Source organism: Desulfobacter vibrioformis DSM 8776, assembly GCF_000745975.1.
Classification (GTDB): Bacteria; Desulfobacterota; Desulfobacteria; order Desulfobacterales; family Desulfobacteraceae; genus Desulfobacter; species Desulfobacter vibrioformis.
Window position 1 is genome coordinate 36,462 of sequence record NZ_JQKJ01000027.1, and the last position, 13,499, is coordinate 49,960.

General features: G+C 46.7%; 12 protein-coding genes. 4 read left to right on the forward strand and 8 right to left on the reverse strand.

Features of this window, described 5'->3' with window-relative positions; genetic code table 11:
- Positions 1 to 382 precede the first annotated feature (382 nt).
- Entirely contained in the window at positions 383 to 1,771 is a 1,389-nt protein-coding gene (gene dnaA / locus Q366_RS15410; protein ID WP_035240612.1) for a chromosomal replication initiator protein DnaA, read from the forward strand.
- A gap of 26 nt (positions 1,772 to 1,797) precedes the next feature.
- Here dnaA and Q366_RS15415 read toward each other — a convergent pair whose 3' ends face one another.
- From Q366_RS15415 to rpsF, 7 genes are all read right to left on the reverse strand, one after another.
- Complete coding sequence (locus Q366_RS15415) at positions 1,798 to 2,016, reverse strand: hypothetical protein (RefSeq protein WP_035240613.1); 219 nt, start codon at positions 2,014 to 2,016, stop codon at positions 1,798 to 1,800.
- A gap of 104 nt (positions 2,017 to 2,120) precedes the next feature.
- The gene (gene hflX / locus Q366_RS15420; protein ID WP_035240615.1) at positions 2,121 to 3,737 is read right to left on the reverse strand and encodes a GTPase HflX; all 1,617 of its coding nucleotides are present in this window, start codon (positions 3,735 to 3,737) and stop codon (positions 2,121 to 2,123) included.
- On the reverse strand, positions 3,734 to 5,113 hold the full coding sequence (dnaB, locus tag Q366_RS15425) for a replicative DNA helicase (protein ID WP_035240617.1): 1,380 nt from the start codon (positions 5,111 to 5,113) through the stop codon (positions 3,734 to 3,736). The genes hflX and dnaB overlap by 4 nt, the downstream gene beginning before the upstream one ends.
- A gap of 60 nt (positions 5,114 to 5,173) precedes the next feature.
- Complete coding sequence (gene rplI, locus Q366_RS15430) at positions 5,174 to 5,632, reverse strand: 50S ribosomal protein L9 (RefSeq protein ID WP_035240646.1); 459 nt, start codon at positions 5,630 to 5,632, stop codon at positions 5,174 to 5,176.
- Between the two features lie 46 nt (positions 5,633 to 5,678).
- Complete coding sequence (locus Q366_RS15435) at positions 5,679 to 6,611, reverse strand: DUF2232 domain-containing protein (RefSeq protein ID WP_035240619.1); 933 nt, start codon at positions 6,609 to 6,611, stop codon at positions 5,679 to 5,681.
- A gap of 31 nt (positions 6,612 to 6,642) precedes the next feature.
- Positions 6,643 to 6,900, reverse strand: coding sequence for a 30S ribosomal protein S18 (gene rpsR, locus Q366_RS15440; RefSeq protein WP_035240621.1), 258 nt, complete (start codon positions 6,898 to 6,900; stop codon positions 6,643 to 6,645).
- A gap of 23 nt (positions 6,901 to 6,923) precedes the next feature.
- Positions 6,924 to 7,409, reverse strand: coding sequence for a 30S ribosomal protein S6 (gene rpsF / locus Q366_RS15445; protein WP_035240622.1), 486 nt, complete (start codon positions 7,407 to 7,409; stop codon positions 6,924 to 6,926).
- Between the two features lie 325 nt (positions 7,410 to 7,734).
- On the opposite strand from rpsF, the gene Q366_RS15455 reads away from it, so the two are divergent.
- Together Q366_RS15455 and Q366_RS15460 are read left to right on the forward strand one after the other, a co-directional pair.
- Positions 7,735 to 8,883, forward strand: a complete 1,149-nt coding sequence (locus Q366_RS15455) for a beta-ketoacyl-ACP synthase III (RefSeq protein ID WP_035240627.1) — start codon at positions 7,735 to 7,737, stop codon at positions 8,881 to 8,883.
- Positions 8,884 to 8,931: 48 nt separating this feature from the next.
- A complete protein-coding gene (locus Q366_RS15460; protein WP_051958093.1) occupies positions 8,932 to 9,942 on the forward strand; it encodes a membrane-associated sensor domain-containing protein in 1,011 nt (336 codons plus the stop codon).
- Between the two features lie 60 nt (positions 9,943 to 10,002).
- On the opposite strand, the gene nhaD is transcribed toward Q366_RS15460, so the two are convergent.
- Positions 10,003 to 11,442 (reverse strand): sodium:proton antiporter NhaD, encoded by a 1,440-nt coding sequence (nhaD, locus tag Q366_RS15465; protein ID WP_035240630.1) that lies wholly within the window; start codon positions 11,440 to 11,442, stop codon positions 10,003 to 10,005.
- Between the two features lie 237 nt (positions 11,443 to 11,679).
- On the opposite strand from nhaD, the gene nhaR reads away from it, so the two are divergent.
- Positions 11,680 to 12,582, forward strand: a complete 903-nt coding sequence (gene nhaR, locus Q366_RS15470) for a transcriptional activator NhaR (RefSeq protein WP_035240633.1) — start codon at positions 11,680 to 11,682, stop codon at positions 12,580 to 12,582.
- The last annotated feature ends 917 nt before the right edge of the window (positions 12,583 to 13,499 follow it).

Consider the following 13,499-nt stretch of genomic DNA (forward strand, 5'->3'; position numbering starts at 1 on the left):
TTTGTTTAATTGGGAGAAATTCAAAGATAATCGTCAAAAATCGAAGAAAAAAAATAAAAAATCTTTACGAATATTTATTTTTTTAAAAAATACCTTTTGAAAATAGGGATTTGTCGAACCCATTGTAATCAGTAAGTATTCTCTTTGTTTCACGAAAAATATCTTATTAAAACAGGCTGTTAAAAAAATATACCATGCATTATTCCAATCCTGACCGGACTATCTTTATTCCATTTGACCAATAAATTATATTCACATAAAAACAAGATCCAAATATTAAAATCACTATGGTCACCGTTAACCATTATTATTAATGTAAAACCACTTAGCCGCTTTGCTTTGGGCGTTGCTTTGTATTGTTTGGAAGGCTGTGTATTGTTCGATGGAGTCGTTCTTAAAAGAAGTTAAATTACATATTAAAGAATCAGTTCCGGACCATTGTTATCGAATGTGGATTGAACCTGTGGCCTTATCTGCCCATGATGCCGAGAGGATTGTCCTGTCAGCACCCAATGATTTTTATATCAAACGGCTCAAAGAAAACTATCTGGGCTATTTTGAAGAAGGCTTTTTGCGTTTGGGCCAAAAAGTCCGCATTGAATTTAAGGTAAACAACAAAAAAATAAGTTCAGGCTCCAAGCGGGCACAAAAAACAACCGGGGTGATGCCTGCCATCTCGACAGCCGTCAATATTCCGCCGGAATTTCATCCACAGTTGCCCGGCATGACACCGGCATTTCATTCCGGCCGCATGCTTAAAAAGAATTTTACATTTGACGATTTTGTTGTGGGGGACAACTCCAGCTTTGCATATTCGGCGTCTTTATGTCTGGCCCAGGGTAATCTTAACGGGACCGGCGTACTTTTTCTTCTGGGTAAAACCGGTCTGGGTAAAAGCCATCTGTCCCAGGCCGTGGGCCACCATATGATGGCCCACGACCGGACCCAGCGGGTTCTTTATGTCACGGCCGAAGACTTTACCAATGAAATGATCTATTCCTTGAGAAATAACAGTATTGACCAGTTCAAGGAAAAATACCGTATTAAATGTGATGTGCTGATCCTGGAAGATGTCCATTTTCTGACCGGCAAGACCGCCACCCAGAAAGAGCTTGCCATGACCCTGGACTATCTGATTGATGCGGATAAGAAAATTATTTTTTCAGGCAACGAACGGCCTGATGAGATCCCTAAATTAAATGAAAGTCTGAAATCCAGGCTGAATATGGGGATCGTCACGGAGATCAAGACACCTGATTTTGGAACCCGGGTTAAGATTTTAAATAAGAAATCCAAGGTCATACAATGTCTTTTGCCCACGCCCGTGACTGAATATATTGCCCAGGAAGCGCGTGATGATGTCCGCCAGCTTGAAAGTGCGCTTATCAGCGTTGTTACCCGGGGCCGGCTGATGAACCGGAAAATTGATGTTGAGCTTGCCAGGAGTGTGCTTGAAAAAATGACTGGGACGCGCAAACGCATCACCATTGATCTGATCAAAAAACTGGTCTGTGAAGCGTTTGATGTTTCCGAACAGGAGCTTGTGTCTAAATCCAGGAAACACCGCATTGTCAAACCCCGCCAGGTGGCGATTTTTCTATCAAAGCAGTATACGGACCAGCCCATAAAGGCAATTGGTGCCAGTTTTAAGCGTTACCATGCTACGGCCATCTATTCGGTCAATGAGGTTGAAAAGGAAATGAAACAAAAAGGTCAACGTTACGAGCAGATTAAGTATCTGTCCGACAAGCTTGAATCCGGCAGCTTTTAAATGACGCTTTCTGGGAACATAAAGAATCAGTTGGGTTTTATGGCATAATCATTGTAAATTAAAAGTTTTTCCAGAATATCAATTTTGGGGTGCCGGGTCTGCATAATGCAGCATTTTATGGATATTGCGCAATAATCGAAACAGAGTCGGCAGTTTTTATCAAATTCCCCAAAGCACTCCGGAATATCCATTGAGTCTTCTTTGATCATCTCTTCTTCAAATAGCCGGTCCAATTGTATTTTCATATGAAATTCCAAGGCAATTGATTTTTATATTAAAAATATAAAAAATAAATAAAGTATGTGTCGCTTTTTTTCAACCATGTTTTACTAAAAATTAATCCTGGGCCTTACACCATGGCTTCAAGTTTTTCAACCAGCGGGGCAAGACTTGCCTTATCACATGCTGAAATCAGAATCCCCTGGTTTAAAAGCCAGGGTGAATCAAAATTGTTCAAATCAGCCTGGTCCATTTTATTGAACACATACAGGGTGGGAATTTTATGCAGGTTCAAGGATTTCAGCAACTGGTCCACAGTCTCTTTTTGCTGCATGTACCTGGGGTTTGAAATGTCAATGACATGAAGAATGACATCTGCCTGCTCAAGTTCCTCCAAGGTGGCGTGAAAGGCTTCTAAGAGTTCCTTGGGCAGGTTCTGGATAAATCCCACGGTATCTGTGATGATAACTTCCTTGTCCCGGGGGAACCGCAGCCTTCGAGACGAAGGATCCAGGGTGGCAAACAGCCGGTTTGCGGCGATAATGCTGCTCTGGGTCAGGGTATTGAGCAATGTTGACTTGCCGGCATTGGTATACCCCACAATGGAGATGACCGGCAGGTCCCTCCTTTTTCGCCGTGCTTTCTGCTGTTTGCGCTGCTTGCGGATTTTCTCGATCTCTTTTTTCAGCCGGGTGATACGCTCCCGGGCACGACGCCGGTTGACCTCCAGCTTGGTTTCCCCGGGGCCCCTGCCGCCAATTCCGCCTGTCAGCCTGGACATGGCCGTATTTTTCGTGACCAGGCGGGGCAGCATATATTCAAGCTGGGCCAGTTCCACCTGGTATTTGCCTTCACTGGATTTGGCTTGTTTGGCAAAAATATCCAGTATCAGCTGGGTGCGGTCAATGACCTTCATCTCCACAAAATCGGTGATGGAACGTATCTGGGAGGGACTGAGTTCCCGGTCAAAGACAAGCAATGTGGCATAATTCTGGATGGCCTTGATGATCAGTTCAGATAATTTGCCTTTGCCCACCACAAATTTGGGGTCAATGTTTTTTCTCTGCTGGATGGCCGTGCCCACCACATTGATGTGGCTTGTCTTGCACAATTCCTTGAGCTCATCCATTGATATATGGGCAGAACTGATATTTTGCGTTTCCGCATTGATCAAAAATGCATTTTCCCGGCCGGTTTCCGGGCTGTGCCGGCGGTTGTGCCGGGAAAGTTCGGATTCAAGTTCCAGAATTTGAGCCTGGCAGTCTGTATCCAGATCGTCAAGGGATGTACCGGGCAGGATCCTGTAAGGATCTGCTTCAGGGTCAGGCAGAATATGCGCGGAGTACACAGGGCCAGGTGTTCCGTCAGCATTCAGGCAGATGGCAGTGATATAATCCAGGCGCAGAAGGGCAAGGTCGGTGAGATCATCCCGTGTCAATGCCTCGTGGGACAGATGCGTATGAATGCAGCGCAGCCCCTTAAGGCGGCCCGGTCCGGGCCGAAAATCCGGTGTTACCGGAATAACAATCCGGTGGGGTTCTCCTGCAATGACACAGATCACTTTTCCGTTGCGGTCCAGAAGAAGGCCGATCTGGCGGCGGATATCCCGGCTGATGGCAACCATTTCCATGGCGGCTTGAAGGGAAAGGATATATTCCGGCGGCGATTTGAGATTGTAAAGATTTTCGATCCGGTTGATCTGGGCTTTGTTTAACCCGTCAAGGGTGCCGTAGACGATGCGTTTCATTTAAATCCCTGGTAGGCCTCGGGGGCCAGTTCCTCAAACCGGGTGTACTGGCCGTTGAACACCATGTGTGCAGTACCGATACTGCCGTTTCTATTTTTGGCAACAATGATTTCTGCTGTTCCTTTTTTGGGATTGTCCGGCTCTTTATTATAAACCTCGTCCCGGTAAATAAAGGAAATAATATCCGCATCCTGCTCAATGGCGCCTGATTCGCGTAAATCAGACATCATGGGCCGTTTGTCCGAACGCTGTTCAAGGGCGCGGTTAAGCTGGGATAACGCGAGAACCGGGATCCTGAGCTCCTTGGCAAGGGATTTCAGTGCCCTGGATATCTCGGCAATTTCAAGATCCCTCCGGTCGGAACGGATGGATGATTTCATTAACTGCAGGTAATCAATGACCACTAATCCAATATCTTTATTAATCTGGAACAGTTTCCTGGCCTTGGCCCGAAGGTCCATGACCGATATGGCCGGGGTATCATCAATGAAAATGGGCATCTCATTGAGAACGCCCGCAGCATCCGTGAAATTCTGCCAGTCTTCGGGACTGAATACCCCGCTGCGCAAGCGGTTGGCATCCACCCGGGCCTCGGATGTCAACAGCCGCATGGATAATTGTTCCTTGGACATTTCAAGGGAAAATACAGCCACGGGTTTGCGGTAGTGAAACGCCACATTTCTGGCGATGTTCAGGGCAAAGGCGGTTTTTCCCATGGAGGGGCGGGCCGCCAGAATGATAAGGTCCGAACGCTGCAGTCCGGATGTAATTCTGTCAAGCCTTGGATACCCGGTTGACAGCCCTGCAAGTCCGCCTTCCTTGCCCTGCAGGTCTTCTAACTGGTCAATGTTCAGATTGATGAGTTCCGAAAGGGGCTTAAAAGAACCGCCGGACTGACGGTCGGCAATTTTCAGGACGGCTGCCTGGGATGCATCAAGTATGTCTTTATAATCACCCCTGTCCTCAAGACAGCGCTCAATGGTCTCAGAACAGGCATTAATAAGCTGCCGCAACGTGGATTTTTCACGGATGATCCTGGCATAATGCACGGCATTGACGGCCACCGGTGCTGCATCGGAAATGGCCGCAAGAAAAGCAGGCCCGCCAACCCCTTCTAATTCATTTTTTTCATTCAGGTGATTGGCAACTGTGACAAGATCAGCAGGTTCCTCTTTTCCGGAAAGTTCTGTGATGGCCCTGAAGATCTTTTTGTGCGCACCTTTGTAAAAATCATCGGGTTTGAGGATTTCAATAATGTCAAACAGGCTGTCATTATTAATAAAAATGGCGGACAGAAGCGAGGCTTCTGCATCTGTATCATGGGGGGGGGTGCGATTGAGCAGGTGATCTGAATTAACGGTTTCTTTTTTTGCCATTATGGGCCTTTAAAAAAATACCTGCAGACCCAAAGAACATTAGATCTGCAGGCATCGGAACTATTTTTCCTGTTTTTCTTCGGCAACAACCGTCACTGTGATTTCCGGTTCCACATCCTTATATAAACGGATGGGTACCTTGTATTCACCGGTTTCCTTGATGGGTTCTGCAAGCAGAATGCACCGGCGCTCAACGTCAATATTCTGTGCGTCCAGGGCTTCCTTGATGTCATGGCTGGTTACAGACCCGTAAAGATAAATTTCTTCACGGACCTTGGCCTTGATTTTGATAGCAACTTCTTTGACTTTTGCTGCCATCTCTTCGGCAATCTTTCTTTCTTTGGCAATCTGAAGTTCAAGTTTCGCGCGGGCCTGTTCCATCACCTTGCGGTTGGCAGGGGTGGCAAGAACCGCTTTACCCTGGGGCAGCAGATAATTGCGTCCATAGCCTTCTGCCACCTTGCACTCAGTACCTGCTATACCCAAAGTGTCGATGGTTTCCTTTAATATTACTTTCATTGTAAACCTCCAATCCGGCCGCTGTTTTTTACGGTCCGGCATAGTTTTATTTTCGTGATGCAGAAAGTTTCCTGAAATCAATCCAGTTGTCAAAAAAACCAAGACCAATGACAAGGATTAAAACGTACACCTGTACGGCAATCAGAAAATAACAAAATCCTTTCAGAGCCATGGGTGTGTTTTTTTGCTGGAAAAAAAAGGAGACAACTGCAATTCCTTGAAAAAAATAGACAAGCATTAAAACGATCAGGCAGTTGATGCCAACGATTTTCACAGGTCCCAGGGGAATCATCAGTGCCGTTGCACAGCCGATAACTGCCCAGACCAGCATTTCCGGTGCTTTATAAAGATTCAGGTGTTCAATGCTTTTGATCATGATACCCTTGCGCGTTAACAGTTTCCTGATAAGCAGGATATTCATCCACAGGGTCGTCATAAACGAGACCATGAACATGGCCGGCATGACAATCATCATGGATGATATCAGTTTTTGGGTCATGTCCGGATCCATTCCGATCTCAGGAGAGAGCTGCTTGGCAATACTCAAAGACTGATTCATGTAATCCGTCATTATGACGGATAGTGTGCGTCCCTGGCTGATGGTGTAGACCATAAGCGCTGCAATGATAACGCCTGCAGCCATTAAAGTGGTCAGTCCCATGGTTTTTTGAATACTTATATGCCGTTCAAGGCATTCTCCTAAAACCATACCGGTTGCCAGGAGCAGTCCAAAGTAAAGTGTGTCAAACGCGACGCCTTTGGTCATGAGTACGAGTATAAAAAAGCTTACCGCTGCAATCAGAAGACCGCTGTTTCTGCCAAGTTTAAGGCGGTAAAAAAGAACCGGCAGGGGTAGAAACAGTAGAACAAATACACCAAGAAGGGGAAATGCAAACACCACTCCATAAATCAACAGACAGAAAATAATGCCTGTCAACGTTTCCCTGATGAAAATCGGGTGTGTGATGGATAACGGCATATGCCAAAAACCTGTGAAAACCTGTTTTGTTTTAATTTAAGGGGCGACCCACAAACGGCAGAAGTGCAATCTGCCGGGCCTGCTTGATGGCCACAGTCAGCTTGCGCTGGTGTTTGGCACAGGTTCCGGTGATACGGCGGGGAATGATTTTGCCCCGTTCAGTAATGAACTGCTTGAGTGCTTTGGGATTTTTATAGTCGAGTTCCATGGTGCTGTCCACGCAGAACCTGCAAATTTTCCGGCGCTGATAGAATCTGTTTTTGCCGCCGCCTCTTTGACCTTTATACATACTTGATCTCCTTTGTGCTTGAATTATTCCTTGGATTCTTCGGCAGGTTCAGATGTCTCTTCGGATTCGGGCTGTTGCGCATCATCCTGGTCATCTGCATTATTTTCATCCGTATCGGTTTTTTCTTCCGCGTCATCTTCTTCCTCGGGTGCGGTTTCTGCCGCTTCCTTGGCTGCTTTTTGAACCTCTTCAGCTTCTTGTTTAAGAGATTCTTCGGTGACGTTTTCCGTAATAAGGATGGTCATGAATTTCATGATAAGATCGCTTAAGCGAAAATTTCTTTCAAGCTCTGTGACAAGCGCTCCGGTTCCGCCGTAAGTCAGGCAGACATAATGCCCGCGCAGTTTCTTTTTGATCTCATAGGACAGTTTCTTTACGCCCCAGTCATCAAAGTTCAGAATAATACCATTTTCCCTGCCAATGATATTTCTAACTCTTTCGAACAGCTCTTCACGGGCCTGGTCTGACAGGTCAGGATCAGAAATAAATACGGTTTCGTACTTCCTCATTTTTCCTCCTTGTGGATATAAAGCCCCGGATCAACCTTATTGTATAACCCGGAGCAAGGATAAAATAATTATGCTTATTGTCCAGCCTAGGACAATAAAACCATTCTCTATATCATTTCAGATGTATGCGGTCAAGATAAACAGCGGTTCGAAATTTGATGGAAACTTTAAAACATTATGCTTCAATTCCAGATATTTCATGCGGTTAACGCTTTGGCCGCAGGCAAATCAGGACGTTTTTTCCCTTGCCTTTTATCGGTTGATTGGGATAGTTTTATCAGCTTAAAATCTGTTCAATAAAAAACAATGAAACAGGAACCAACAGATGACCCACCCCGTATATATTAATGATTTGTCCGTTTTTTTACCCAACCAGCCGGTCTTGAACAGTCAAATTGAAGATGTCCTTGGCCGGATCAACGAGATTCCCTCCCTGAGCAAGGGAAAAATGCTGGCCAATAATAAAATTGAGAAACGGTATTATGCCATTGACCCATTGACTGGAAAATTTACCCATAATAATGCCCAGCTCACGGCCCAGGCGGTTCGGAAGCTGTGTCCCTATCCCGGATTTACACCCGGTGACATCCGTGTTTTGTGCTGCGGCACCACAAGCCCGGACGTGATCATGCCCGGGCATGGCATGATGGTGGCCGGAGAACTTGCGGTGCCTCCCTGTGAAGTGGTTTCAACCTCGGGCATATGCCTGAGCGGAATGACCGCGTTAAAATATGTGCAGATGTCTGTGGCAAGCGGTGCGTCCGAAAATGGTGTCTGTACCGGTTCGGAACTATCCTCATCTTTCATGCGGGCTGATTTTTTCAACCTGGCAGTGGATCCTGATGCAGATATTTCCAATGCCCCGATCCTTGCGTTCAATGCCGACTTTCTTCGCTGGATGCTTTCCGACGGTGCCGGTGCCGCGTTTGTTTCCAATACGCCGAATCCCCGGGGTATTTCGTTAAAAATTGAATGGATCGACATGATCTCCTATGCCGGGGAACTTGCCACCTGCATGTATGCCGGGGGCAAGCAGAATAAAGACGGTTCCATTTCCGGGTGGCGGGAGGCTGATTCCTGCAAAGATGCCGTGAATGAAAATCTGCTTGCCGTTAAACAGGATACCCGGCTGCTGGGCCGCCACATTGTTCAAACCATGGGACAAGCCCTGGGGCAAATTGCCGCAAAACGGCAGTTAACACCCGAAGATGTGGACTGGTATCTGCCCCACTATTCATCACACTATTTCAGGGATAAATTTTACCAGGCCATGAAGGAGACCGGGTTTGAGGTGCCCTATGATAAATGGTTTACCAACCTGTCCTATACGGGAAACGTAGGCTCAGCATCCATTTACATCATCATGGAAGAACTGTTTAAATCAGGAACGTTGAAAAAAGGGGAAAAACTGCTCTGCTTTATCCCTGAAAGCGGACGGTTCTCCCATTGTTTCATGCTGCTGGCCGTGGTGTAGAAGGTGCTTCATTATCTATTCATAACAGCGGTCCTTGTGGGTCTATACATGACAACCTTTGTCAATTATCTGCTGTTTCACAGCCTTGTTGAAATATTCAGCATCGTTGTGGCATTTTCTGTTTTCATGATCACCTGGAATTCAAAAAATTATATAAAAAATCAATATCTTCTGTTTATTGGTATCGCTTACTTGTTCATCGCATTTTTGGACCTCCTTCATACTCTGGCATACAAGGGAATGCCTATATTCACCGATTATGATTATTATGCCAACCAGCTGTGGATAGCAGCCAGATATATGGAGAGCATCACGCTTCTGTTTGCTTTTTACTTTCTCGGAGCAGATAAGACCTTGAAGTTTAAGCCCGAGATGATTTTCATTGTTTACATGGTGTTTACAACCATTTTTGTGTTGAGTATTTTCATCTGGAAATTTTTTCCGGTGTGTTTTGCGGCGGATGTAGGACTTACAACCTTCAAAAAGATCAGTGAATATATTATTTGCCTGATTCTCGTGGGCAGCATACTGCTCCTGCATAACAACAGAGCCAGATTCGAAAAAAATATTTATCGTCTCCTCTCCTTGTCGATAGGGTGTACAATCATCTCCGAACTGGCATTTACGTTCTATGTGAGCAACTATGGGATATCAAACCTGATCGGTCATTACTTCAAGCTTTTTTCATTTTATCTGATTTACAGGGTCATCATTGAAACCGGTATTCGCAATCCATACGAATTGATTTTTAAAGAACTTCTTGCGTCGAACAAGAACCTTAACGAGGAAATTTTTGCACGGATAGAAATTGAAAAAGAGCGTGAAAAACTCATTCAGAAACTCCAACACGCTTTATCCGAGGTGAAAACTTTAAGCGGGCTCCTTCCCATTTGCTCCCATTGTAAAAAAATCCGGGATGACAAAGGATATTGGAACTCAATTGAAAGTTATATCCGCGAGCACTCAGAAGCATTATTCAGCCACAGTATCTGCCAGGAATGTGCAAAAAAATATTATCCTGATTATGACCTCTATGACGAAGCGCCTGAAAAAGATTGAATCAGAAAAACTTTAATGAAAACCATCGTCCATTAAGGTGATGAGGGGAACAGACCCTGTCTACATCATCGCCCTGTTGAGCCACAGGTGGCATAAAATACTTAAGGCATAGCCCAGAGCGATCACCGGGGTCCATTTCAGATGGCCCCCGAAGGTGTAGGTCCCCCGGGCAGTTCCCAAAAGCGCCACGCCGGCCGCAGAGCCGATGGCGAGCATACTGCCGCCGGTACCGGCCGTCAGGGTGACCAGGAGCCACTGGCCGTGGGACATGGCCGGATCCATGGTGAGAACGGCGAACATCACCGGAATATTGTCAACAATGGCCGACAGGACACCCACAAAGGTGTTGGCCCAGGTGGCCCCGAGATCCAGGTACATAAATTTGGAAATCAGCGCAAGGTATCCGAATTGGGCCAGTCCGCCCACACAAAGGATAATGCCATAGAAAAACAGCAGGGTGTCCCATTCAGCCCTGGATATTTTTTTCATGATGTCAAAGGGAATAAAGTCAGGTGAAGGGGTGGCGTCCGTATCACGGACCCCGAGAATGGGGTCGTATTTCATGCTTTGGTTCTCACGGCGCTTGATATGATAAGAAAACATCCCCAGATATCCAAGCCCCAGCATCATGCCGGTTGCCGGGGGCAGATGCAGCATATTGTGGAAACAGACGGCTGTCACAATCGTTGCCAGAAACAGCCCCATAATAACCCAGGCCCCATACTTCATGGTAACGGATTCGTCCAGGGCCTCGGGAACATCCTTGCCCACAAACAGGCTCATGACCACGGCCGGCACCAGCCAGTTTACCAGTGAGGGGATGGCGATGGAAAAAAATTCGGAAAAGGCCACCTTGCCTTTCTGCCAGACCATCAGGGTGGTAATATCGCCAAATGGTGAAAACGCACCACCGGCATTGGCCGCCACCACGATATTGATGCAGGCAAGACTGATGAAGCCTTTGTTTTTTCCGCCCACAGCCATGGCCACCGCCCCCATGAGCAATGCCGTTGTCAGATTGTCTGCCACCGGGGAGATGACAAAGGCAAGAATCCCGGTAATCCAGAAAATCTGCCTTAAAGAAAAGCCCCGGGAAACCAGAATCGCCCGCAGACGCTGGAAAACATTGCGTTCTTCCATGGCGTTAATGTAGGTCATGGCCGCCAGCAGGAACAAAAACAGTTCCGCATATTCAACAAGGCTGTGTTTTATGCCATCATGGGCGGTGTGCGTATCTCCGATACCGGCATAGGCCAGCGATACCAGAACCCATATCACACCGGCAGCCAACAGCACGGGCTTGCTCTTTCTTAAATGGATATTATTTTCCAGGGGGACCAGGGCATAGGCCACGATAAAAAAAATTACCGCAAAATATCCGTAGGCAGTGTCTGTCAGTCCGGAGGCCGCAGCAGAGGAGGCCTCAGCCTGGGCAAAAACCATGGCCGGAAGCACCAGCAATGCGACCGTAATGAGCATCAATTTCACAGCATCTTTCATAAACGTCATTTCCTTGTTTTAATATCACCATATTTCCCCGACATCATCATCGGGTGACCGGCTGTTTACAAACCGCATTAACCTCCGGTCAAAACCGTGGACCCTCTTGCAGGCTTCATGATAGGCTGTCCACATATTAAAATTTGAGCAGCAAAGAGAAAACAGATCATAACGGGCTGAGTTTATTCGGTCAAATAGATAATATAGTGATTACTATTCGAAAAAAGCGAATAAAATATGGAATGGCTTAATTATCATCATCTTTACTATTTCTGGATAGTTATGAAGGAAGGCAGCATTACTGCAGCCAGCACCAGGCTCAGACTGGCCCAGTCAACCATCAGTGCCCAGCTCACTAAATTAGAGGCGTCTTTGGGGGGAAAACTGTTCAACCGGCAGGGGCGGAAACTGGAAGCCACGGATCTGGGACAGATGGTGTTCCAATATGCGGACAAGATATTTTCTTTGGGACGGGAATTGATGGATCAGGTTCACAGCCGGCCAGTGGTCGGGCCGCTTTCACTTAAAGTCGGAATCGTGGATGTGGTGCCTAAACTCATGGCCAGAAAACTCATTGAACCGGCCCTGGGTATGGGGAAAACCGTCCGCCTGGCCTGTCACGAAGGCAAGGAAAAAGACCTGCTTGCGGATCTTGCCCTGCACAATCTTGACCTGGTGATTTCCGACGGTTTGCCCCAGCCCGGCCTCAGCGTGAAAACCTACAACCATTTTTTAGGAGAATGCGGCATCACTTTTTTTGCCGAAAAAAAACTGGCCCAAAGCCTGCCTGAAAAATTTCCGGACTGTCTGGATAACGCCCCCATGTTAATGCCCATGACCATGTCATGGCTTCGGGGCGCTGTCGATCAATGGTTCGAGGCGTTGTCCATTCGGCCGGTGGTGGTCGCTGAGTTTGAGGATAATGCCCTGCTGACGGTTTTCGGGCAGGCCGGAGACGGTGTATTTATTGCGCCCACTATTATTGAATCGGAGGTTAAAGACCAGTACCAGGTGGACATCATAGGCCGGTGCGACAATATCAAGGACCGGTTTTATGCCATCTCTGTTGAACGAATTCTTAAGCACCCGGCGGTTGTGGCCATCACCGACACCGCACGTCATTCAGTGTTTTCCAGGTAAAATAAAAGGGTCACCCACTAAAGGCCGGGTCTGCTCTTGACTCATGATGAGTAATCTTTGATGGCTACCGGTTTAAGCCGGCCCCCCCCTTAAAACAAGGCTTCTCCGGAACCCCCGATTCATGAGGTTCAGGTGCTGCAAAATTTTCATCACCGGGTCAAAATGTCCCGCGTTATGTCGGTAGCCTTAACGCCAGTCATAACCGGGCGCAAAAAAAAGAAGAACCTTAGCCATATAATCTCTTGTTCATTCAGTTCTTGAAGTAATTTTAATATGTATTTTGACTCTGAATATTCGATTGTACCTTCATCGACCCCATTAGCCACAACATTGGCAACATACTTTCTACGTTCATCTGTTAATGATCGAGATGCTTGAACGAAACCCTCTTCAAATACACCGGAGAGGGCCGCCTTTTGGCCCGAATCCGGTGGAGCAAAAGGTTAGCCACGAAAAGCCTCTCGGGACTTCGTAAATAGATGGAGGTAAGGCATGCCAACCTCAATCAGACGACTAATCGCATTTTCAACTTGTGGCACAACCCTCGCTTCCGCCACCTCTTGCGAGATCGGTTGCATCTTTGCCTGAATTTGTTCCGTAAGCGCTTAATAAACCACACCTTGGCAAGTACGGTTCGTTATGCGATATAAAGAGGACCTGCAAGACTGGGCATATCGAGATAGTGAGGCAACAAGGTTTTGTAATCATCCTTGATTATAAGTATCGAGGAGTTTTTCCAGAGGGAACAAAGATACCAGTATGGTTAAAGACTATTTGCTTTGGCAGTTTCAATTAGGCTGTAAATGCCCCACACTGGCAGTGACTCAGGCGTTACAGAAAAGTAAGCGCGAGATTAACCGCATCTTGTATGAGGCAGCCTATTATGAGATACAAGGAGGACCGGCGAGTTTAGTCTT

What these genes read in the sequence shown, in the direction of transcription:
- dnaA (WP_035240612.1), top strand. Translation starts at nt 383, where the DNA reads ATGGAGTCGTTCTTAAAAGAAGTTAAATTACATATTAAAGAATCAGTT.
- Q366_RS15415 (WP_035240613.1), bottom strand. Translation starts at nt 2,016, where the DNA reads ATGAAAATACAATTGGACCGGCTATTTGAAGAAGAGATGATCAAAGAA.
- hflX (WP_035240615.1), bottom strand. Translation starts at nt 3,737, where the DNA reads ATGAAACGCATCGTCTACGGCACCCTTGACGGGTTAAACAAAGCCCAG.
- dnaB (WP_035240617.1), bottom strand. Translation starts at nt 5,113, where the DNA reads ATGGCAAAAAAAGAAACCGTTAATTCAGATCACCTGCTCAATCGCACC.
- rplI (WP_035240646.1), bottom strand. Translation starts at nt 5,632, where the DNA reads ATGAAAGTAATATTAAAGGAAACCATCGACACTTTGGGTATAGCAGGT.
- Q366_RS15435 (WP_035240619.1), bottom strand. Translation starts at nt 6,611, where the DNA reads ATGCCGTTATCCATCACACACCCGATTTTCATCAGGGAAACGTTGACA.
- rpsR (WP_035240621.1), bottom strand. Translation starts at nt 6,900, where the DNA reads ATGTATAAAGGTCAAAGAGGCGGCGGCAAAAACAGATTCTATCAGCGC.
- rpsF (WP_035240622.1), bottom strand. Translation starts at nt 7,409, where the DNA reads ATGAGGAAGTACGAAACCGTATTTATTTCTGATCCTGACCTGTCAGAC.
- Q366_RS15455 (WP_035240627.1), top strand. Translation starts at nt 7,735, where the DNA reads ATGACCCACCCCGTATATATTAATGATTTGTCCGTTTTTTTACCCAAC.
- Q366_RS15460 (WP_051958093.1), top strand. Translation starts at nt 8,932, where the DNA reads ATGACAACCTTTGTCAATTATCTGCTGTTTCACAGCCTTGTTGAAATA.
- nhaD (WP_035240630.1), bottom strand. Translation starts at nt 11,442, where the DNA reads ATGAAAGATGCTGTGAAATTGATGCTCATTACGGTCGCATTGCTGGTG.
- nhaR (WP_035240633.1), top strand. Translation starts at nt 11,680, where the DNA reads ATGGAATGGCTTAATTATCATCATCTTTACTATTTCTGGATAGTTATG.